23 protein-coding genes are annotated in these 19,324 nt (G+C 71.0%); 10 read left to right on the top strand and 13 right to left on the bottom strand.

Annotated elements, in window-relative coordinates; all coding sequences use genetic code 11:
• Positions 1-11 precede the first annotated feature (11 nt).
• Together hisH and OG439_RS00585 are read right to left on the bottom strand one after the other, a co-directional pair.
• Positions 12-632 carry an imidazole glycerol phosphate synthase subunit HisH gene (gene hisH / locus OG439_RS00590; protein WP_326951457.1) on the bottom strand — a complete coding sequence of 207 codons (621 nt, stop codon included), beginning with the start codon at positions 630-632 and terminating at the stop codon, positions 12-14.
• Between the two features lie 32 nt (positions 633-664).
• Positions 665-1,540: a hypothetical protein gene (locus OG439_RS00585; RefSeq protein WP_326947384.1), complete on the bottom strand. Its 876-nt coding sequence runs from the start codon at positions 1,538-1,540 to the stop codon at positions 665-667.
• Between the two features lie 171 nt (positions 1,541-1,711).
• Between OG439_RS00585 and OG439_RS00580 the strand changes: the two genes are divergently transcribed.
• From OG439_RS00580 to OG439_RS00570, 3 genes are read left to right on the top strand one after another with little or no spacing between them, the layout of a single operon-like run.
• Positions 1,712-1,900 carry a hypothetical protein gene (locus tag OG439_RS00580; RefSeq protein ID WP_326947383.1) on the top strand — a complete coding sequence of 63 codons (189 nt, stop codon included), beginning with the start codon at positions 1,712-1,714 and terminating at the stop codon, positions 1,898-1,900.
• A gap of 48 nt (positions 1,901-1,948) precedes the next feature.
• Positions 1,949-3,121 (top strand): acyl-CoA dehydrogenase family protein, encoded by a 1,173-nt coding sequence (locus tag OG439_RS00575; RefSeq protein ID WP_326947382.1) that lies wholly within the window; start codon positions 1,949-1,951, stop codon positions 3,119-3,121.
• A gap of 37 nt (positions 3,122-3,158) precedes the next feature.
• Positions 3,159-3,689, top strand: a complete 531-nt coding sequence (locus OG439_RS00570) for an NIPSNAP family protein (RefSeq protein WP_326947381.1) — start codon at positions 3,159-3,161, stop codon at positions 3,687-3,689.
• On the opposite strand, the gene OG439_RS00565 is transcribed toward OG439_RS00570, so the two are convergent.
• Positions 3,675-4,244, bottom strand: a complete 570-nt coding sequence (locus OG439_RS00565) for an NUDIX hydrolase (protein ID WP_326947380.1) — start codon at positions 4,242-4,244, stop codon at positions 3,675-3,677. The genes OG439_RS00570 and OG439_RS00565 overlap by 15 nt on opposite strands.
• A gap of 108 nt (positions 4,245-4,352) precedes the next feature.
• On the opposite strand from OG439_RS00565, the gene OG439_RS00560 reads away from it, so the two are divergent.
• Both OG439_RS00560 and OG439_RS00555 read left to right on the top strand, forming a co-directional pair.
• Complete coding sequence (locus tag OG439_RS00560) at positions 4,353-4,580, top strand: hypothetical protein (RefSeq protein ID WP_326947379.1); 228 nt, start codon at positions 4,353-4,355, stop codon at positions 4,578-4,580.
• Positions 4,577-5,677 (top strand): hypothetical protein, encoded by a 1,101-nt coding sequence (locus OG439_RS00555; RefSeq protein WP_326947378.1) that lies wholly within the window; start codon positions 4,577-4,579, stop codon positions 5,675-5,677. Before OG439_RS00560 ends, OG439_RS00555 begins: the two co-directional genes overlap by 4 nt.
• Here the strand turns inward: OG439_RS00555 and OG439_RS00550 are convergent.
• Positions 5,655-6,539 (bottom strand): transketolase family protein, encoded by an 885-nt coding sequence (locus tag OG439_RS00550; protein ID WP_326947377.1) that lies wholly within the window; start codon positions 6,537-6,539, stop codon positions 5,655-5,657. The genes OG439_RS00555 and OG439_RS00550 overlap by 23 nt on opposite strands.
• A gap of 4 nt (positions 6,540-6,543) precedes the next feature.
• Complete coding sequence (locus OG439_RS00545) at positions 6,544-7,236, bottom strand: thiamine pyrophosphate-dependent enzyme (RefSeq protein ID WP_326947376.1); 693 nt, start codon at positions 7,234-7,236, stop codon at positions 6,544-6,546.
• Positions 7,237-7,289: 53 nt separating this feature from the next.
• On the opposite strand from OG439_RS00545, the gene soxR reads away from it, so the two are divergent.
• Complete coding sequence (soxR, locus tag OG439_RS00540) at positions 7,290-7,751, top strand: redox-sensitive transcriptional activator SoxR (RefSeq protein WP_247062842.1); 462 nt, start codon at positions 7,290-7,292, stop codon at positions 7,749-7,751.
• Positions 7,752-7,784: 33 nt separating this feature from the next.
• Positions 7,785-8,333 carry an RNA 2'-phosphotransferase gene (locus OG439_RS00535; RefSeq protein WP_326947375.1) on the top strand — a complete coding sequence of 183 codons (549 nt, stop codon included), beginning with the start codon at positions 7,785-7,787 and terminating at the stop codon, positions 8,331-8,333.
• A gap of 244 nt (positions 8,334-8,577) precedes the next feature.
• Here the strand turns inward: OG439_RS00535 and OG439_RS00530 are convergent, their stop codons facing one another.
• The gene (locus tag OG439_RS00530; protein ID WP_247062840.1) at positions 8,578-9,171 is read right to left on the bottom strand and encodes a TetR/AcrR family transcriptional regulator; all 594 of its coding nucleotides are present in this window, start codon (positions 9,169-9,171) and stop codon (positions 8,578-8,580) included.
• Between the two features lie 207 nt (positions 9,172-9,378).
• On the opposite strand from OG439_RS00530, the gene OG439_RS00525 reads away from it, so the two are divergent.
• Positions 9,379-11,574, top strand: coding sequence for an MMPL family transporter (locus OG439_RS00525; protein ID WP_247062839.1), 2,196 nt, complete (start codon positions 9,379-9,381; stop codon positions 11,572-11,574).
• 70 nt (positions 11,575-11,644) lie between these two features.
• Here OG439_RS00525 and OG439_RS00520 read toward each other — a convergent pair whose 3' ends face one another.
• Positions 11,645-11,803, bottom strand: a complete 159-nt coding sequence (locus OG439_RS00520) for a hypothetical protein (protein WP_247062838.1) — start codon at positions 11,801-11,803, stop codon at positions 11,645-11,647.
• Positions 11,804-11,820: 17 nt separating this feature from the next.
• Between OG439_RS00520 and OG439_RS00515 the strand changes: the two genes are divergently transcribed.
• Positions 11,821-12,558, top strand: coding sequence for an MBL fold metallo-hydrolase (locus OG439_RS00515; protein ID WP_326947374.1), 738 nt, complete (start codon positions 11,821-11,823; stop codon positions 12,556-12,558).
• Here OG439_RS00515 and hisB read toward each other — a convergent pair.
• The 3 genes from hisB to hisD are packed head-to-tail and all read right to left on the bottom strand — an operon-like array spanning position 12,555 to position 15,573.
• Positions 12,555-13,154: an imidazoleglycerol-phosphate dehydratase HisB gene (hisB, locus tag OG439_RS00510; RefSeq protein ID WP_326947373.1), complete on the bottom strand. Its 600-nt coding sequence runs from the start codon at positions 13,152-13,154 to the stop codon at positions 12,555-12,557. The two genes, OG439_RS00515 and hisB, sit on opposite strands and share 4 nt — an antisense overlap.
• Complete coding sequence (locus OG439_RS00505; protein ID WP_326947372.1) at positions 13,151-14,251, bottom strand: histidinol-phosphate transaminase; 1,101 nt, start codon at positions 14,249-14,251, stop codon at positions 13,151-13,153. The genes hisB and OG439_RS00505 overlap by 4 nt, the downstream gene beginning before the upstream one ends.
• Complete coding sequence (hisD, locus tag OG439_RS00500; protein ID WP_326947371.1) at positions 14,248-15,573, bottom strand: histidinol dehydrogenase; 1,326 nt, start codon at positions 15,571-15,573, stop codon at positions 14,248-14,250. The genes OG439_RS00505 and hisD overlap by 4 nt, the downstream gene beginning before the upstream one ends.
• An 84-nt stretch (positions 15,574-15,657) precedes the next feature.
• Here hisD and OG439_RS00495 point away from each other — a divergent pair, with 84 nt between their 5' ends.
• On the top strand, positions 15,658-16,449 hold the full coding sequence (locus OG439_RS00495; protein ID WP_326947370.1) for a carbon-nitrogen hydrolase family protein: 792 nt from the start codon (positions 15,658-15,660) through the stop codon (positions 16,447-16,449).
• Between the two features lie 69 nt (positions 16,450-16,518).
• Here the strand turns inward: OG439_RS00495 and OG439_RS00490 are convergent, their stop codons facing one another.
• Genes OG439_RS00490 through eccB form a run of 3 tightly spaced genes read right to left on the bottom strand, consistent with a single transcriptional unit; the run spans position 16,519 to position 19,303 of the window.
• Positions 16,519-17,175: a response regulator gene (locus OG439_RS00490; RefSeq protein WP_247062829.1), complete on the bottom strand. Its 657-nt coding sequence runs from the start codon at positions 17,173-17,175 to the stop codon at positions 16,519-16,521.
• Positions 17,172-17,870: a response regulator transcription factor gene (locus tag OG439_RS00485; RefSeq protein WP_247062827.1), complete on the bottom strand. Its 699-nt coding sequence runs from the start codon at positions 17,868-17,870 to the stop codon at positions 17,172-17,174. Before OG439_RS00485 ends, OG439_RS00490 begins: the two co-directional genes overlap by 4 nt.
• Before the next feature lie 11 nt (positions 17,871-17,881).
• Positions 17,882-19,303, bottom strand: coding sequence for a type VII secretion protein EccB (gene eccB, locus OG439_RS00480; protein WP_326947369.1), 1,422 nt, complete (start codon positions 19,301-19,303; stop codon positions 17,882-17,884).
• Positions 19,304-19,324: the final 21 nt, after the last annotated feature.

The following is a 19,324-nucleotide window of genomic DNA, read 5'->3' as shown; positions in this document are numbered from 1 at the left end:
GCGTCACCCGGTCAGAGGGTCGCGAGCCAGTTGCGCAGCAGCTGGGCACCGGCGTCACCGGACTTCTCGGGGTGGAACTGGGTCGCCCAGAGCGGGCCGTTCTCCACCGCCGCGACGAAGTCCTCGCCGTGGTTGGCCCAGGTGACCTTCGGCTCGCGGCCGGGCAGGCCCGACTCCAGCTCCCACGTGCGGGCGGCGTAGGAGTGCACGAAGTAGAAGCGCTCCTCGGGATCGAGGCCCGCGAACAGCTGAGAGTCTGCCGGTGCGCGCACGGTGTTCCAGCCCATGTGCGGCAGCACGTCGGCCTTCAGCCGGTCGACCGTGCCGGGCCACTCCCCCGTGCCTTCGGTCTCCTCGCCGTGTTCGACGCCGCGCTCGAAGAGGATCTGCATGCCGACGCAGATGCCCAGCACGGGACGGCCGCCGGCGAGGCGCTTGCCGATGATCCGCTGCCCCCTGACCGACAGCAGGCCGGCCATGCAGGCGGAGTAGGCGCCGACGCCGGGCACGACCAGGCCGTCGGCTTCGACGGCGGCGTGCGGGTCGGCGGTGACCTCGACTTCGGCCCCGGCGCGCGCCACAGCGCGTTCGGCGGAGCGGAGGTTGCCGGAACCGTAGTCGAGAATCACCACACGAGACACGCCACACAGCGTAGCCGGAGGGCTCAGCGGCGCTCGAACGAATAGACGTCGGTCACCGTGTTGCACGGCGACGGCGGCACGACCTCGACCCGCAGGACCCCCGTCGGCGCGTCGTAGTCGACGCCTTCCGGGGTGAACGTGCCGGTGCAGGTGCTGACCAGCGGCACCTGGCCGAGCTCGCGCACCTTCGCCGTGACGTCGTGACCGTTGAGCGGCCGCGCCAGGTCGACCTGCAGCAGCTGCAGGTTCGTCGGGTACAGGTCGTTGTTCGGGTCCGACGTCGCGCAGACCAGCCGCGTCGAGCTGACGAAGTCGCAGCCCTGGGCGCTGCGGATGTGGTGGTCGAGGTGGATGCGGGCGGCGATCGGCAGGTCACCGGCGACGCTCGGGGCGCGCGGGTTGAGGAACGGCGTCGGCGAGACGTAGAGCCGGTCGATCTCGCCGAGCGGGCCGGAGACCAGCCACTGGCCGTCGGGAGTGGCCGCGACCTGGGCGTTCGCGTTGACGGCCGGCTCGTCGGCCTGCAGCGGGTGGACGAACTCCGTCGTCGTCCCGTCCGGCTTGGTGACCAGGTACATCTTCTTCGTCGGCGTCGGGGTGACGGTGTCCTGGTAGACGTCGAAGACGTAGCCGCGCAGGGAGTCGGGGTCGCCGACGTGGCCCCAGCCCTCGTCCTTGAGCGGCTGCGGGATGGTCGCGCCGTTGCGGTAGACGGTCTCGGGGGCCTGCCCGGGCAGCCGGAGCGTCGTGATGCCCTCGCCGCTCACGCGGTTCTCGGCGGTGGTGTGGCCGACCTGGTGCCACGGGTTGCCCTGGGCGGCGGCAACGCCGGTGCCGGCGCCGCCGAGCAGGGCTGTGGTGGTCAGGGCGAGCAGACTTGCCGTCCGCAGTGCGCGCATGTGCGCTCCTCGGGAGTTGAGGCCATGGCGGCGGCGACGCGATTCTGCCATGGGTGGGTGACGCGCCGGAAGAATCTTGAAGACCTGTGTTTCGGCGTCCCGGTCGCTGGGTATCTAGCCACCCGATCGTGTGAGCGCGCTTCCGCGCGCCCGAAACGCCAGGAGGCGGAGATGGCCGAGAACGATGTGCTGTCCCAGATGCTCGACGCCTGGCGCGACGACGTCGAAAGCGTCCCGTTCCCCCAGTTCAACGAGCTGCTGATCCCGCGCCAGCAGGTCCGGCCGCGGGTCGAGCGGCGCTGCACCGCGCGTCCTTCTGTCGCCCGCGTGACGAACGCCACGCAGGGGACAGACGCCTGACTGTGGTTTCCTGCGGGGACCGCACCGACGCGTCCCCTTGGAGCCCTCATGAGCCGCACCCCGGATCCGCACGACTTCCTGGACCTCGACGCCGGGCTCGCCGAGGAGGAACGCGCCATCCGCGACGCGGTCCGCGCGTACGCGAAGGACAACCTGCTGGACCGCGTCGCCGGCTGGTACGAGACGGGCGCGCTGCCCGCGTCGGAGCTGGCGAAGGAGTTCGGCTCGCTCGGCCTGCTGGGCATGCACCTGGAGGGGTACGGCTGCGCCGGCACCAGCGCGGTCGCGTACGGCATCGCGTGCCGTGAGCTGGAAGCCGTCGACTCGGGCCTGCGGAGCTTCGTGTCGGTGCAGGGCTCGCTGGCGATGTACGCGATCCACAAGTGGGGCAGCGAGGAGCAGCGCCAGGAGTGGCTGCCCCGGATGGCCACCGGCGACGCGCTGGGCTGCTTCGGCCTGACCGAGCCGGACGCGGGCAGCGACCCGGGCTCGATGCGCACGCGCGCGGTGCGCGACGGGTCCGACTGGGTGCTGTCGGGCACGAAGATGTGGATCACCAACGGAACCGTCGCCGACGTCGCGGTCGTCTGGGCCCAGACCGACGACGGCATCCGCGGCTTCGTCGTCCCGACGTCGACGCCGGGCTTCACGGCGAACGAGGTCAAGCACAAGCTGTCCCTGCGGGCGTCCCTGACGGCGGAGCTGGTCCTCGACGGTGTCCGGCTCCCCTCGTCGGCGATGTTCCCCGAGGTCAAGGGCCTGCGCGGGCCACTGTCCTGCCTGAACGAGGCCCGCTACGGGATCTTGTTCGGCGTCGTCGGCGCGGCGCGCGCGTGCTACGAATCGGCGTTGGAGTACACGCTGTCGCGGGAGCAGTTCGGGAAGCCGCTGGCGGGTTTCCAGCTGACCCAGCGCAAGCTGGCCGACCTGCTCGTCGAGGTCAACCGCGCCGGCCTGGTGGCGATGCAGATCGGGCGGCTCAAGGACAGCGGGCAGCTGCACCACAACCACGTCAGCTTCGGCAAGATGGCCAACGTCCGGTCGGCGATCGAGGTGGCCCGCACGGCCCGGACGATGCTGGGCGCGAACGGGATTTCGCTGGAGTACCCGGTGATGCGGCACATGGCGAACCTCGAGACGGTGCTGACGTACGAGGGCACCGAGGAGATGCACGCGCTGTCCCTCGGCCAGGCGGTCACGGGGCTGGCCGCGTTCCGCTGATCCTTTTTTGTCGGTGGTGCCGGGTAGCTTTCGCCTCGTGACTTTCACCGAGTACGAAACGGTCCTGGAGCTGCGGCGCTACACGCTGCACCCAGGGCGTCGCGACGAGCTGATCGAGCTGTTCGAGCGCGAGTTCGTCGAGCCACAGGAAGCCGCCGGCGCGCACCTGTTCGGCCTGTTCCGCGTGCCGTCTTCCCCGGACGAGTTCTGGTGGCTGCGCGGATTCCGGTCGATGGAGGCCCGGAAGGAGGCACTGGAGGCCTTCTACTTCGGCCCGGCGTGGAAGGCCCACCGCGACGAAGCGAACGAGACGATGATCGACTCGGACAACGTCCTGCTGCTACGCCCGGTCCAGCGTGGTCTGACGGCACCGCCACCGGGCTCGGAGCTGTACTTGTCCCTTTCGGCGCCGCCTACAGCTTTTGCCACTTTCGAGACGGAGCCATCCCCGAACACCTTCCCCCAGCTGCCGGTCCGCGAAGACGGCCCATTTTCGGTGTCGTTCAGCCGCTCTGCTTCGCCTTCGGGGGTGTTGCTGGAGCCGACGACGCGGTCACTGCTCCGGTGAGAGCAGCTCGGTGAGCCCCGTGGGGTAGAGGATCTTGCTGCCATCGCGAAAGTCCGCGACGTCGACCCACCGCGCGGTGGAGTCGTCGTCGAGGATCTTGAACTCTTCCCGGGCATAGAAACCGCGATCGGCGAACGCGGCGTCGTAGAGGAAGACGATCTCGTGCCCGGTCCGCCCTTCCGAGACGAAGACGTTCTCGAGCACCTCGATCCGCGCGCCCACCTCGACATCGGCGTCGAGTTCCTCCCGGAACTCCCGCCGAAGGGCCTCCGCACCGGTTTCGCCGAACTCGATCCCCCCACCGAGCGGCCGGTAGAAGGTCTCGTCCTTGACTCCGTCATGCCCTTCGAAGACGAGCAGAGCGCCCCCACGCCGAATGACCCCGAGCGCGAGCGGCCGGATGGTTGACCCCATACCGCTCACGCTAGCGGGCTCGCGGTCCCGAAGCACGACCCAACCGAGCATCCCCACTCCACCGGCCACCACCACCCCGAAGGCCAGCCAGGCCCACCCACTCCCGAACACCCCGGCAACGGCGACCACCACGATGCCCACAGCAGGCCCCACCCAGGGCGAAACCCCCATCCCCACCCCGCCTCACGCAGTCGACTGCGCCTGAATGCTGGCCTAACATGGTCCATTCCTGGAGGGCGGGGTGAGGCGATGCGCCTGCTGCGGCTGATGGTCGGCACCGCGCGGGCCGCGACGTTCGCCCAGCACGACCATCCGAGCTACCGTCAGCCCGGCGACCCTCAGCGCGAACCCGATCCCGAGGACGTCAAACCCGAAGCCTGCCCGAGGCGTCGCTGCAAGGGGCGTATCAGGAAGAACAGCTACGGCGACCTCAGCTGCTCGAAATGCGGTTTCATACCGCCGGCGAAGACCTCATGACCGCGAGCACCTCACTCGCAGATGCCGCAACATCCGTCGGCAACCGAGTCGGCCGGTATTTCAGTGTCGTCGGCATGATCCCGGCACTGTTCCTGGTGCTGTGGGGAGCCGTTCTGATCGCGAGCGACGCGTGGCGCGGTCACCCGAACCTGCCTCGGCTGGGCAGATCCCTGTCCGGTTGGACCTTGAGCAGCTATGCCGGAGCGCTGCTGTGGATCTTGCCGGCATCCTTGATAGTCGGTCTGGTACTGAACCCGCTGCAGTTCGGGATGACGCGGTTGCTCGAAGGCTATTGGGGTAGCTCGGGTCCGGCGCGGCTCGTCCTGCGCTGGCGAATCAGCCGTCATCGACGCCATCTGGACCTGTTGCTCCAGCGCCAAGAGATGCTTCGCGAACGTCAGGCCATGGGACTCGACGAGTTGCTGAGGAAGCTCTACAGCCAAGATCCGAAGAGTTGGGACGACCGGACCCGGGAAATTCATCGCAGGAGTATGTTCGATTCAGAGGACGGCGCGAAATTCAGCGGCTTACGGGCCGCCGACGACGCGTTGTTCGGGATTATTCGTTCCCTCCCGGTCATGGCCAGGACGATGCCGACTCGCCTGGGAAACGTTCTGCGCGCCGCGGAAGATCGGGTCGGCAAACAGTACGGGCTCGACGTCATAGCGACCGCTCAGCACTTTTCTCTAGTCGCGGAGCAACGGCATCTCGACCACTTGCGGGACGCACGTCAGCAGTTCGACTTGACCGTGCGCCTGTGTGTCGTCTTCCTGATCGCCACCGCGATGGCCTGTGGCTACCTGGCCACGGACGGGTGGTGGCTGCTGGCCGCGTTGATACCCTACGCCCTCAGCTGGTTGACCTATCGCGCCTGCGTAGGCGCCGCCGCCGACTACATGGCCGTCATGGCCACCGTGATAGACCTCAACCGCTTCAAACTCTACGAAAGCCTCCACGTCGAACTGCCGCGCAACAGCGTGGAAGAACGTCGGAACAACGAGAAGCTCATGAAACTTCTGGACCAGCAGCGAAAAACCACCGTTCGATACAAACATCCCACAATCGTCACTCCGGCTACTCCCCCAGGAACTCCCTGATCGACAGCCCCAGCGACCCCGCGTCCAGCCCGTGGGCCAGGTCGTGGTCCGCGATCTCCCCGTACGTCCGCACCTCCGCGTCCCGTCGCACCCCCAGCGACCGCAGCCGGTGCGGCACATCCGACAGCGCCTCCGACACCCAATGCGCCGACGTCCCCGCCAAGTACGGCTCCACCAGCACGACGGAAGCCGAAGCAGCGAGCACCGCCGACCGCAAGCCCGCCGCGTCGAAAGGGCGGATCGTCGACGCGTACAGCACCGTCACGTCCAGGCCGGAAGTGGCCCGCAGCACCCGATCCAGCACCGGCCCGACCGCCACCACGACCCCGCGAGAGCCCGCCCGCAGCCGCGTGAACCCGACTCCCAGGTGCGGCGACGCGTTCTCCTGAGCCGAGAGGCGCAAGTAGACGCGGCCGTCTCCCGGGATCGACTCCAGCAAGAGCCGGCGCGCCTCCGCAGGGTGGCCCGGGACGTGCACCGTCCAGCCTGGCAAAGAGTCGATCAGCGCCACATCACCCGGCGCCTGGTGCGTCCGGCCCGCCGTCGGCATGTCGTACGACGCGCCGTACGACACCAGCACCCCGCCCAGCTCCTGGTGCGAGAAGTCCAGCTTGATCTGCTCGAACCCGCGCTCCACCAGGAACGACGAGAACGTGTGCACGATCGGCCGCAGCCCCGCCAGCGCCAGGCCCGCGCCCGTGCTGACCAGCAGCTGCTCGCGGATCCCGACGTTGATCACCCGGTCCGGGTGCCGTCGCGCGGCGCCGGCCAGCTGCGCCGCCGAGATGTCCGCCAGGACGATCGCGACGTCCGGGTCGGCGTCGAGGATCTGCTCGGTCGTGGTCAAGAACGTGTCGCGCATGAGTTCAGCCCTTCGGTTCGACGACGGCGACGACCGCGAGCGGCCGGCCCGGGTGCGGGGTGGTGAACGCGGCGAACAGCGCGTCGTGGTCGCGGCCGGGCACCGTGCGCGTCTCCCAGCCCTCGACGTCGAACCGGCGCGCGATGCCACCCGGCCAGCCGCGCGTCGACGACTGGTTGTCGATCACCACCGTCGTGAGGTTCTCGAGTGCGAAGCGCGCGGCGACGACGATCGCCTCGTGGTTCGAGCCCTCGTCCAGTTCCGCGTCGCCGATGAGCGTCACCACCTTGGGTGACAACAGGCCGCGGGCGCGCAGGCCCAGCGCCGTGCCGAGCGCGATCGGGAGGCCGTGGCCCAATGATCCGCTGGAGATCTCGACGCCCGGGATCCGCCGCCGGTCCGGGTGGCGGCCGAGGCGCGACACCGGGTCGGACCACGTCGGCAGCTCCGCCTCGTCCAGGAAGCCTTTCGCGGTCAGCACGGCGTAGTACGCCATCGGCCCGTGCCCCTTCGACAGCAGGAACCGGTCGCGGTCCGGCTTGCGGAAGTTCTCGGTCGTGATGTCGAGCACGCGGTCGTAGAGCACCCACAGGACGTCCACTGTGGACTCGGCGGCGGCTTGGTGCTTGTCGTCGCCCGTCATCAGCGAGATCAGTCGAAGCAGCTCGGCGTAACCCGGTTCGGTCGCAGTGGTCATGCTTCCGACGATGCAACCTCGACTAAACTCGAAGTCAAGGCTAGCCTGAGCCGGTGACGAGGCTCGCCGAACATCTCAGTATCGGGCAAGTGGCAGACCGCAGCGGAGTACCGCACACGGCGCTGCGGTTCTACGAGGAACGAGGGCTGATCAGCTCGGAGCGCTCGGCGGGCAACCAGCGCCGCTACGCGCGTTCGGTGCTGCGGCGGATCGCGTTCATCCGCGCGGCGCAACGGGTCGGCCTCTCCCTCGAAGACATCAGCGCGGCGCTGGCGACCCTGCCCGTCGACCACGCGCCGACGAAGGCCGACTGGGCCCGCCTTTCCCGCGACTGGCAGCACGAGCTCGACGCCCGGATCGACGCCCTGCAACGCCTTCGCGACCGCCTCACCGGCTGCGTCGGCTGCGGCTGCCTGTCCCTGCGCAGCTGCGCGCTCTACAACAACGACGACGACCTCGCGCGCTTCGGGCCCGGCGCCAGCAAACTGCGTCCCGCGGTCGAGGGCGGCATCTAATTCGCTTGCCCGCGGCGGGATCCTGGGGAGGTAATGAACGACAAAGAAATGATCCGCATCTCGAAACGGCTGGCGCTGCACCTGCGCCACGACCCCGCCGCGATCGGCCTCACCCTCGGCCCCGGCGGCTGGGTGGCGGTCGACGCGCTCCTGCGCGCGCTGCGCGCCCACGGGTTCACGCTCACCCGCGAGCAGCTCGACGAAGTCGTCGAGACCAACAGCAAACGCCGGTACGCCTTCGACGAAACCGGCACCATGATCCGCGCGAGCCAGGGCCACAGCGTGGCCGTCGACCTCGGTCTGGCGAACGCGACGCCACCGGCTGTCCTCTACCACGGCACGGTGGCGAAGTTCCTCGACGCGATCCTGCGCGACGGCCTGCGCCCGATGAACCGCCACGCCGTCCACCTGTCGGCGACGATCGACACGGCCCGGACGGTCGCCGCCCGCCGCAGCAAGCCGGTCATCCTGCGCGTGGACGCCGCGGCGATGACGGCCGCGGGCCGCACCTTCCAGGTGAGCGCGAACGGCGTGTGGCTGACCGCCGCGGTGCCGCCGGAACACCTCCACCGCCTGGCCTGACGCGGACGACACGCGCACCTGAGCGGACGACACGCGTACCGGGATGGACGACTCGCGTACCCGGAGGGTCGGCTCGCGCACCGGGACGGTCGGCTCGCGCGCCCAGGCGGTCGGCTCGCGTATCTGGACGGTCGGCTCGCGGGATCAGAACCCGAACTCGCGTGATTGAGGAGTCGACTCGCGTGATTGAGGAGTCGACTCGCGTGATTGGGGGGTCGACTCGCGAGGCGGGTCGGCTCGCGGGTTAGAGGGTTGAGATCGGGAGGTGGGCTCGGCGGCGGGGGCGGCCCAGGAGCCGGCGGCCGACGTCGAGGAGTTCCGTGCGGAGTTCTTCGTCGTCCAGGCCGGCCAGGTCCGGGGAGCCGCCGGCCATCGCGATGCCCGTCAGGGCCACCATCGCGTTGACGCGGGCCGCCGTGTCCGGGTCCGGGCCCGACAGGATGCCGAGCAGCGCCTGGCCGAAGCCCTCCATGCCGCCGTGGGCCGACTTCTCGATCGCGCGGATGAGGCCCGGGTCGCTCGAGAACAGCGCCACCAGCGTGCGGTGCCGGACCACCAGGTCGACGAACCCCTCCAGCAGCAGGTCCACCTGCGCGCCGCGGCGCTTCTGCGCGGCCGCGCGCAGGACCAGCTCGTCCAGGTCGCGGATACCGGGCTCGGCGACGGCCTCGGTGAGCTCTGCCTTCGTCTTGAAGTGGTAGTAGACCGCGGCCTTCGTGATGCCGAGCGCGTCGGCGATCATCTGCAGCGACGTGCCTTCGACCCCGTGTTCGGTGAACAGCCGCAGCGCGGTGTGCAGCAGTCGGGTCCGGGTGTCCTCGGCCGGGCCGGCGGTCATTCTTCCTCCTCAGCGAGTCGTCGGAGCGTACGTCAAGCCCTCCTTGGCGAGCAAACCCGCTTACTTGCCGATCGGCAAGCGAACTCCTTGCTGTTCGACAAGTCACATACTTGCCGATCGGCTTGGACGCCTCCTTGCCGATCGGCTAGCTTGGAAAGTGATCAGATGGAGTGAACCGACCCCGTTCGGGCGAAACGGAGCTGACTCGTGGCGACCTTCCTATACCGGCTGGGCCGGTTGTCGTTCCGGCGGCGCGCGCTGGTCGCGGCCGTCTGGGCGGCCGTACTCGTGGCCCTCGGACTGGGCGCGCTGACGCTGTCGGGCCAGCTGTCCAACTCGGTGACCATCCCCGGCACCGAGTCGCAGCGGGCGATCGACCAGCTCACCGAGAAGTTCCCGCAGGCCAACGCCGGAGGCGCCACCGCGCGCGTCGTGATCGAGGCCCCGGCCGGGACCACCGTGGCCGACGCCCGGGGCAAGGCCACCGTCGAGGCGCTCGTCGGGCAGCTGAAGACCGCCCCGAAGGTGTCGAGCGTCGTCGACCCGTTCCAGGCCCAGTCGATCTCGCCCGACAAGCGCGTCGCCCTCGCGCAGGTCAGCTACGGCGCGAAGGCCTACGAGCTCACCGACGAAGACCGCCAGGCGCTGCTGAACACCGCGAACGCCGCCCGCGCGGCCGGGTTCACCGTCGAGCTCGGCGGCGACGCGGTGCAGGGCATCCCCGAAACCGGCGCGACCGAAGGCCTGGGTGTCGCGGTCGCGGCCGTCGTGTTGATCATCACCTTCGGCTCGCTGATCGCCGCCGGGATCCCGCTGCTCACCGCGCTGATCGGGGTCGGCACCGGGATGGGTGGCATCTTCCTCGCCTCCGGCTTCCTCGAGCTGAACTCGAACACGCCGATCCTGGCGTTGATGATCGGGCTCGCCGTCGGCATCGACTACGCGTTGTTCATCGTGTCGCGCTACCGGCACGAGCTCAAGCTCGGCCGCAGTCCCGAGGAAGCCGCGGGCCGCGCGACCGGCACCGCCGGGTCCGCCGTCGTCTTCGCCGGGCTCACCGTGATCATCGCGCTGGCCGGGCTGACCGTCATCGGCATCCCGTTCCTCGGCCAGATGGGCGTGGCCGCCGCGGTCACCGTCGCGGTCGCCGTCGTCATCGCGCTGACGCTGCTGCCCGCGATCCTCGGCTTCGCCGGGAAGCGGGTCGCCGGCGAGCGGATCCGCCTGCGCCGCAAGCCGGTCGAGACGACGCACGGCGAGCGCTGGGCGCGGTTCGTCGCCCGCCACCGGTGGCCGGTGCTGCTCGTCGCGCTGGCCGGGATGGCCGTCGTCGCGCTGCCCGCCCTCGGCATGCAGCTCGGCCTGCCCAACGACAGCACCGCCGCACCGGAGTCCACGCAGCACAAGGCGTACGAGATCGTCAGCCGCAGCTTCGGCGAAGGCGCGAACGGGCCGCTGCTGGTCGTCGTCGACGTCGGCTCGAGCACCAACCGCCAGGCCGCGCTCGGCCAGGCCGCGGCCGACATCCAGAAGCTGCCCGACGTCGCCGCCGTCACCCCGCCGAAGGTCAACCAGAACGGTGACACGGCGTTGCTCTCGGTGATCCCCAAGAGCGGGCCGAGCAGCACCCAGACCGAGGACCTCGTCGCCGCGATCCGCACCGAATCCGGGACGCTGCAGGAGGCGACCGGCGCGAAGCTGGCCGTCACCGGGCAGACGGCGGCGAACATCGACGTCTCGGAGAAGCTCTCGGACGCGATGCTGCCCTACCTCGCCCTGATCGTCGGGCTGGCGTTCATCCTGCTGATGCTGGTGTTCCGCTCGGTCGTGGTGCCGCTGAAGGCGACGATCGGCTTCCTCGGCTCGGTCGCCGCGACGTTCGGCGCCGTGGTCGCGGTGTTCCAGTGGGGCTGGCTGACGGACCTGCTCGGCGTCGAGTCGACCGGGCCGATCATGAGCATGCTGCCGATCCTGCTCATCGGTGTCCTCTTCGGACTCGCGATGGACTACCAGGTGTTCCTGGTGACGCGGATGCGCGAGGAGCACGTCCACGGCGCCGAACCCCAGGAGGCCATGGTCACCGGCTTCCGGCACGGCGCCCGCGTGGTCGTCGCGGCCGCGCTGATCATGATCAGCGTGTTCGCCGGGTTCATCCTGGCCGAGTCGACGCTGATCCAGTCGATCGGCTTCGCGCTGGCGTTCGGCGTGCTGGTGGACGCGTTCGTGGTCCGGATGACGCTGGTGCCGGCCGTGATGTCGCTGCTCGGCCGCGGCGCCTGGTGGCTGCCGAAGTGGCTCGACCGGATCCTGCCGGACGTCGACGTCGAGGGCGAGAAGCTCACGAAGCACCTGGACGACGCTCCGGGCGACGACCCGCGCGAACTGGTCGGCGCGAGCCGCTAGCGGCAAAGTCCGTGAAGGCCTCCTTACCGGCTCTTATGGCCGGTAAGGAGGCCTTCACGGCTTTACGGGGTCAGCTGGCGAACCAGAAGATGGCGCCGCCGATGGCCAGTACGGCCGCGATGCCCAGCACCACGGCCATGAACTTGGCCGTCTTCCAGGCCGAATAGACGCCGCCCACCAGGAAACCACCCAGGGCCAGCAGCAGGACGCCCACCACTTCCTTGCTCACGCTGGTTAGGGTGCCACATGCCGTTCGACGTGATCGTGCTGGGCAGTGCCAGCCCCTACCCGCGCCCCGGTGCGCCGTGCTCGGGGTACCTCGTGCGCAGCGCGGGCGCCACGCTCTGGCTGGACGCCGGGCCCGGCACCCTGGCCGCGCTGCAGGAGCACACCACCCTCACCGACGTCGACGCGATCTGGATCTCGCACCTGCACGCGGACCACGTCGCCGACCTGCTGCCGGCGGTGTACGCGCTGCTGTTCGCCGACCTCCGCCCGGCGCGGCCGATCCCGCTGTACGGCCCGCCGGGCATCGCGGCCCGGCTCGGCGCGTTCCTGACGAACACCGCGGCGGCGCCGATCGGCGAGGCGTTCGAGGTGCACGAACTGCACGACGGTCACTTCGCCGAGGCCGGCGGGCTGACACTGGCGACCACGGCGGTGGAACACGGTTTCCCGGCGTTCGGCGTCCGCGTGACCGACGGCGACCGGGTGCTGGCGTACTCCGGCGACACCGGCCCGTGCGCCGCGCTCACCGAACTGGCCAACGGCGCCGACCTGTTCCTCTGCGAGGCGGACGGGCCGGAGCCGTCGACGGTGCACCTGACGCCGGAGGACGCCGCCCGGGCCGCGCACACCTCGGGGCGGCTCGTGCTGACCCACCTCGGGCCGTTCCTCGGCGCCGCCGACGCAGTCGAGCGCGCCTCGGCCGTCCACACGGGACAGGTCGAGGTCGCGACGCCCGGCGCGGTGTTCGCGGTCTAGAGCACGCCCTTCGTGGAGGGGATGCCGCCCGCGCGGGGGTCCGGTTCCGTTGCCGCGCGCAGGGCTCGGGCCACCGCCTTGTACTCCGCCTCCGCGATGTGGTGCGGGTCGCGGCCGTGGATGACGCGGACGTGCAGCGCTATCTGGGCGTGGAACGCCAGCGAGTCGAACACGTGGCGGGTCAGCACGAACGGGTAGTTGCCGCCGATCGTGAAGGTGGTGAACTGCTCCGGCTCGCCCACGTGCACGCAGTACGGGCGGCCCGAGACGTCGATCGCCGCGTGGGCCAGGGTTTCGTCCATCGGGATCCAGGCGTCGCCGAAGCGGCGGATGCCGCTCTTGTCGCCCAGCGCCTGGCGGAGCGCCTGGCCGAGCACGATCGCCGTGTCCTCGACCGTGTGGTGCGCGTCGATGTGGACGTCGCCCGTCGCCTCGACCTTGAGGTCCAGCGAGCCGTGCACGCCGAACGCCGTCAGCATGTGGTCGTAGAACGGGACGCCGGTCGAGATCTCCACCTCGCCCGTGCCGTCGAGGTCCAGCTGCACGGAGATCGAGGACTCCTTGGTGGTCCGTTCGACCTTGCCGATGCGCGTCATCGTGATACTTCCTTACTCGCCTCGAGGAAGGCGTCGTTCTCCTCCGGGGTGCCGATGCTGACGCGCAGGTGCCCGGGGATGCCCGGGTCCCGGATCAGCACTCCGGCGTCCAAATAGGACTGCCACGCGGTCGCCGGCGAAGCGAACCGTCCGAAGAGGACGAAGTTCGAGTCGCTCGGCACCGGGTCGAAACCCAGTCCCGCCAACGCCTCCACGACGCGGTCGCGTTCCGCCGCGAGCTTGTGGACGGTGCCCAGCGTCGCGTCCGCGTGGCGCAGCGCCGCGCGCGCGGCCGCCTGGGTCAGCCGCGAGAGGTGGTACGGCAGGCGCACCAGCAGCAGCGCGTCGACGACCGCGGGCGCCGCCGCCAGGTAGCCGAGGCGGCCGCCGGCGAAGGCGAACGCCTTGCTCATCGTGCGCGACACGATCAGCCGCGCGGGGTAGTCGGCCAGCAGCTCGACCGCGCTGGGCTGTGACGAGAACTCCGCGTACGCCTCGTCGACGACGACGATCCCGGTGGCCGCGTCCAGCACCACGCGCAGCTCGTCGAGCGGGATCGAGCCGCCGGTCGGGTTGTTCGGGCTGGTGACGAACACGATGTCCGGCCGCTTCTCCCGGATCACCGACGCCGCCGCGGCCGTGTCGAGCGTGAAGTCGGCGCGGCGCGGCGCCGGGAGCCACTCGGTACGTGTGCCCGACGCGATGATCGGGTGCATCGAGTACGACGGCTCGAAGCCGAGCGCGCTGCGCCCGGGGCCGCCGAAGGCCTGCAGGATCTGCTGCAGCACCTCGTTGGACCCGTTGGCGGCCCAGACGTTCTCCTCGGTGAGCACGACCCGCGTCGACACGCTCAGGTAGTCGGCCAGGTCGTGACGCAGCTCGAGGGCGTCGCGGTCCGGGTAGCGGTGCAGCTCGGCCGCCTCCGCGCGGACGGCCTCGGCGACGTCCGCGACCAGCTCGGGCGGCGGCGGGTACGGGTTCTCGTTGGTGTTGAGCCGGACCGGGACGTCCAGCTGCGGCGCGCCGTAGGGCGACTTGCCGCGCAGGTCCTCGCGCAGCGGCAGCTCGTCCAGCGTGATCTCTTCGCCGATGGTCATCGGGCCTCCCCCGCGAATCGGGCCGTGACGGCTTCGCCGTGCGCCGGCAGGTCCTCGGCGTTCGCCAGCGCGACGACGCGGCCGGCGACCTCGCGCAGGGCGTCCTCGGAGTAGTCCACGACGTGGATGCCCTTGAGGAAGCTCTGCACGGACAGGCCCGAGGAGTGGCGGGCGAACCCGCCGGTGGGCAGCACGTGGTTGGAGCCGGCGCAGTAGTCGCCGAGCGACACCGGGGCGTACGCGCCGACGAAGATCGCGCCGGCGTTGCGGACGCGGGCGGCGACCGCGCGCGCGTCGGCCGTCTGGATCTCCAGGTGCTCGGCGGCGTAGGCGTCGACCACGGTCAGCCCGTCATCCACAGTGGACACCAGGATGACGCCGGACTGCTTGCCGCCCAGGGCTTCGGTGACGCGCTCGGTGTGCTTGGTCGCCGGGACGCGGCCTGCCAGCTCCTTGTCGACGGCGTCGGCCAGCTCCTCCGACGTCGTCACCAGGACGCTCGCGGCGAGCGGGTCGTGCTCGGCCTGGCTGATCAGGTCGGCGGCGACGTGCACCGGGTCGGCGGTGTCGTCGGCGAGGATGGCGATCTCGGTCGGGCCGGCTTCGGAGTCGATGCCGATCAGGCCGCGCAGCATGCGCTTCGCCGCGGTCAGGTAGATGTTGCCCGGGCCGGTGACGACGTCGACCGGGGTCAGCTCGGTGCCGTCAGTGTCCGTGCCGCCGTAGGCCAGCAGCGCGACGGCCTGCGCGCCGCCGACGGCCCACACCTCGTCGACGCCGAGCAGCTCGGCCGCGGCGAGGATGGTCGGGTGCGGCAGGCCGGCGAACCCGGCCTGCGGCGGCGAGCAGACGACCAGCGAGCCGACGCCGGCGATCTGCGCCGGGACGACGTTCATCACCACGGTCGACGGGTACACCGCGAGCCCGCCCGGCGCGTACAGCCCGACGCGCTCGACCGGGACCCACTTCTCGGTGACCGTGCCGCCGTCGACGACCGTGGTCGTGACGTCGGTGCGGCGCTGCCCCTCGTGCACCTTGCGGGCGCGGGTGATCGACTCCTCCAGCGCGGCGCGCACGGCCGGGTCGAGCTGGGCGAGGGCCTGGGTGAGCCGCTCCCGCGGCACGCGCACGCTCACCGGCCGGACCTTGTCGAACTTCTCGGTGTACTCCAGGACGGCTTCGACACCGCGATCGCGGACCGCCTCGACCACCGGCCGCACCTGATGCAGCGCCGCGTCCACGTCGTATTCGGCACGCGGGAGGGTGGCGCGCAGTTCGGCGGCGGTCGGGACCTGCCCACGCAGGTCGGTGCGGTTCAGCATGCCCACCAGGGTACGAGGTCACGATCCCGGCCCGTTCGGCGATACTCCCCGGTGACGGCGGATCCCAGCATGCAGGAGGCCACGGTGGCGCGAATCGCGTTGTGCCAGCTCAACTCGGGTGACGACCCGGAAGCGAACCTGAAGCTGGTTCGCTCGGGCGTCGAAGCGGCGGTCGCCGACGGCGCCCGGATCGTCGTGTTCCCGGAGGCGACGATGGCGCGCTTCGGCCGGCCCCTGGACACGGTCGCCGAGCCGCTGGACGGGCCGTGGGCGTCGGCGGTCGCCGCGGTGGCGGCCGAGCACGACGTGGTGATCGTCGCCGGGATGTTCACCCCGGCGGACGGCCGGGTGCGCAACACGCTGCTGGTCACCGGCGGCGGCCACCACCGCGGTTACGACAAGATCCACCTCTACGACGCGTTCGGCTTCGCCGAGTCCGACACCGTGGCGCCGGGCGCCTCGTTGACGACGTTCGAGTTCGAAGGCGTCGTCTACGGCGTCGCGACGTGCTACGACGTCCGGTTCCCGGAGCTGTTCCGGTCGCTGGCCGACGACGGCGCCGACGTCGTGCTGCTGCCGGCGTCGTGGGGTGCGGGCGAGGGCAAGCGCGAGCAGTGGGAGGTCCTGGTGCGGGCCCGCGCGCTGGACTCGGGCTGCTGGGTCCTGGCGTGCGGCCAGGCCGACCCGGCGGCGACGGGCGTCACGGTGAACCCGAAGGCGCCGACGGGCATCGGGTACTCACTGGCGTCCGACGGCTTCGGCCGGGTGCACGCCGCGGCGGGCCCGGGCACGGAGACGCTGGTGGTGGACGTCGACCCGGCGGTGGCCGCGCGAGCCCGCACGGCGACCGGCGCCCTAGCCAACCGCCGCCTCTGAATCCCGAAGGCGGCACTTTCACGTGAAAGTGACCACCAGGGGGCGGCACTTTCACGTGAAAGTGCCGCTTTAGCGGAGCAGGCCTTCGCGGATCGCCACCCGGACGAAGCCCGCGCGGCGGCGTTCGCCCGTCTTGTCGCGGATGCGGTCCAGGTAGGAGCGGACCGTGCGGACGCTGATGTTGAGGATCTCCGCGACGTCGACGTCGCGCTCGCCCGCCGCCACCAGGCGCAGTACCTGCTTCTCGCGCTCCGAGAGCACTATCTTCGGCCCGGCGTGCCGCTCCTCGCTGTCCTGGATGATCATCCCGGCCAGCGTCGGCGACACGTAGGCGTTGTCGTCGGCGATCGTGCGGATGGCGCGCAGCAGCTCGTCGCCGTCGACGTCCTTCGACAGGAAGCCCTTCGCGCCCGCCTGCATCGCGCCCAGGACCTCGGGCTGCTCCGCGTGCGCGGACACCACCAGCACCTTGTGCCCCATGTGCCCCACCTCCAGGACCGCGGCGGCGTCCTGGACGCCGCGCAGCTTGAGGTCGAGCACCACGACGCTGCCGGCCGGCTGTTCCTGCACGGCGAAGCGGGCCACCGAGTCGGCGACCGCGCCCAGCTCGATGTCCGGGGCCTCGGTGAGCACGCGGGTCAGCGCGTACCGGTAGAGCGGGTGGTCCTCGATCACGCCGACGCGGATGCGCCGCGGGGCCGGGGTCTGCTCGCCGGAGTCGCTCACTTGCGACCGCCGCGCCGCGGGCCGGACCCGCCGATGAGACCGCGCCGGATGGCTTCCTTGACCAGCCCCGGCCGCCGGCGCTCGCCCGTCTTGTCGCGGATCCGGTCGAGGTAACCGCGCACCGTCCGGACGCCGATGCCGAGGATCAGGGCGATGTCGACGTCCCGCTCCCCCGCCGCGACCAGCCGCAGCACCTGTTCCTCGCGCGGCGACAGCTCGACCTCGGCCGCGGTGACCGGGCGGTCGGCGTTGTCCTTGATGATCATCCCGGCGACCACCGCCGAGACGTACGCGCCGCCGTCGGCGACCGTCTTGATCGCGATCAGCAGCTCGTCGGCGTCGACGTCCTTCGACAGGAAGCCGCGCGCGCCGGCCGCGATCGCGCCGAGCACGACGTCCGGTTCCGCCTGGGCGGACACGACGAGCACGTGGTGGCCCAGCTCGCAGACCTCCAGCACGGCCGCCGCGCCCGCTACGCCCGGGAGGCCGAGGTCGAGCAGCACCACGCTGCCCGGCGGCTGCCGGTGGACGTGGAAGCGCGCGACCGAGTCGACCACCGCGCCGAGCTCGACGAAGTCGGCCTCGGCCAGCACGCGCTCCACGGAAACGCGGTACAGCGGGTGGTCCTCGACGACCGCGACCCGGATCTTGCCCATCGCGGCCAGTGCGTCTTCGGTCGAGCGCTCTTCTGTCATGTGCACGACTTTCACCCCGTTCCACCCGACGGGGCCGGCCGGCCGGCGGTGACCGGATCCAGCGCGGGGCCCGTCGGCACCAATGCGAGCAAACTACCTGCGATCGACTGGCGGGCCACTCCTCCGTACCCCAGCGAGGCCAGCGCCTGTGTGTTCACCACCGGATACTTCAAGCCCGTGTCGGTCACCAAGTACGTCGTCGCCGAACCCGCTTCGACGACCACCGCACCTCCCGACGGCGGCACGAACACCTCGTCCGCCACCCGTGCTTCGGAGCGGGTCGCGACCTGGATGGCCCGGGATCCGGCGGGCAGCGGAAGTTCGGCCGAAACGAGCAACCGGTTCCCCTGACTGCACAGCGTCACCGAGTTCCCGGTGATCGGCGCCTTGCCGGGGATGCGGTCCGGGAAGGCGGCCGGGTCGGCGCCACCGGCGCGGGGCGCGGCGAGCTTCGGCGCCCCGGCGACGTCGGCCGCGCGCACCTGGACCGGCGCCGGAGTGCCGGCGTAGGCCGCCGCGTTGGCCTCGGTCGTCACCAGCAGGCTCGCCTCGGTCTGCCCGACCGGCTCGAGCCCGTCCGCGCGGACCAGGTAGTACGACGTCGCGGTGCCGGGCGCGGCCATCGCGTCGACCACGGAAAGCACTTCGCCGACGCGCGTGTCGCGGCCGCCCACGACAGGCCCGCGGCCGCCGGCGCCGTCGACCGGCAGCGCGGTGAGGTCCCGCCCGGAGGCGACGGTGTCGATCCAGCGGGCGGACACCGCGATCGTCGGGTAGCTGTCGAACTGCAGCGCGGTCGCGGCCTCGTCGCCGAGCTTGTAGCGCCGGCCGCCGCTGAGCAGGAACTTCTCGCCCTGCGGCAGCCGGACGATGACGCCCTGGTCACGCGGCAGTTCGACGCCGGACGCGGGCGCGGCGAGCAGGACGGCGGTGCGCGGCTCGGCCGACGCGGGCGCGTCCTGGGTGGTCCGGCTGCAGCTCGTCCAGGGCGCGGTGACCAGCGCCGGCGCCGCGGGCAGCGAGTCGGGGGCGCCGGCGATGCCGATCTGGGCGCCGCGCCCGGCCTTGCCGAGGTTCTCCGAGGACACCGAGACGGTCGCGTCGCCGTTGCCGCCGGCCAGCAGCCGGGCGGAGGCGTAGTTGAGGACCGGGTGCAGCACGCCGTCTGCGCCGAGGACGAACCGCGCGCCGGTGCCCTCTTCGACGATCACCTTGCCGCCGGCCAGCCAGTCTTTACCGCCGGAGGGGTTCAGCAGGCCGATGATGCCGAAGACGGCGGTCACGAGCAGGGCGGCGACGAGGCCCAGGACGGTGCCGAGCACGAGGCGGCGGCTGGGCGAGACGGGGTGGTTGGCGTCGGCGGCGACGAGCGCGGAGACCAGCCTGCGGCGGAGGAACTGGTACGCCTGGATCTGGTCCCGCTGCGTCCACACGCTGCTGCGCCCCCGGTGTGT

It is taken from the genome of Amycolatopsis sp. NBC_01307 (assembly GCF_035975215.1).
In the GTDB taxonomy this organism is placed as follows: domain Bacteria; phylum Actinomycetota; class Actinomycetes; order Mycobacteriales; family Pseudonocardiaceae; genus Amycolatopsis.
This window is presented reverse-complemented; position numbering and strand designations above follow the sequence as displayed.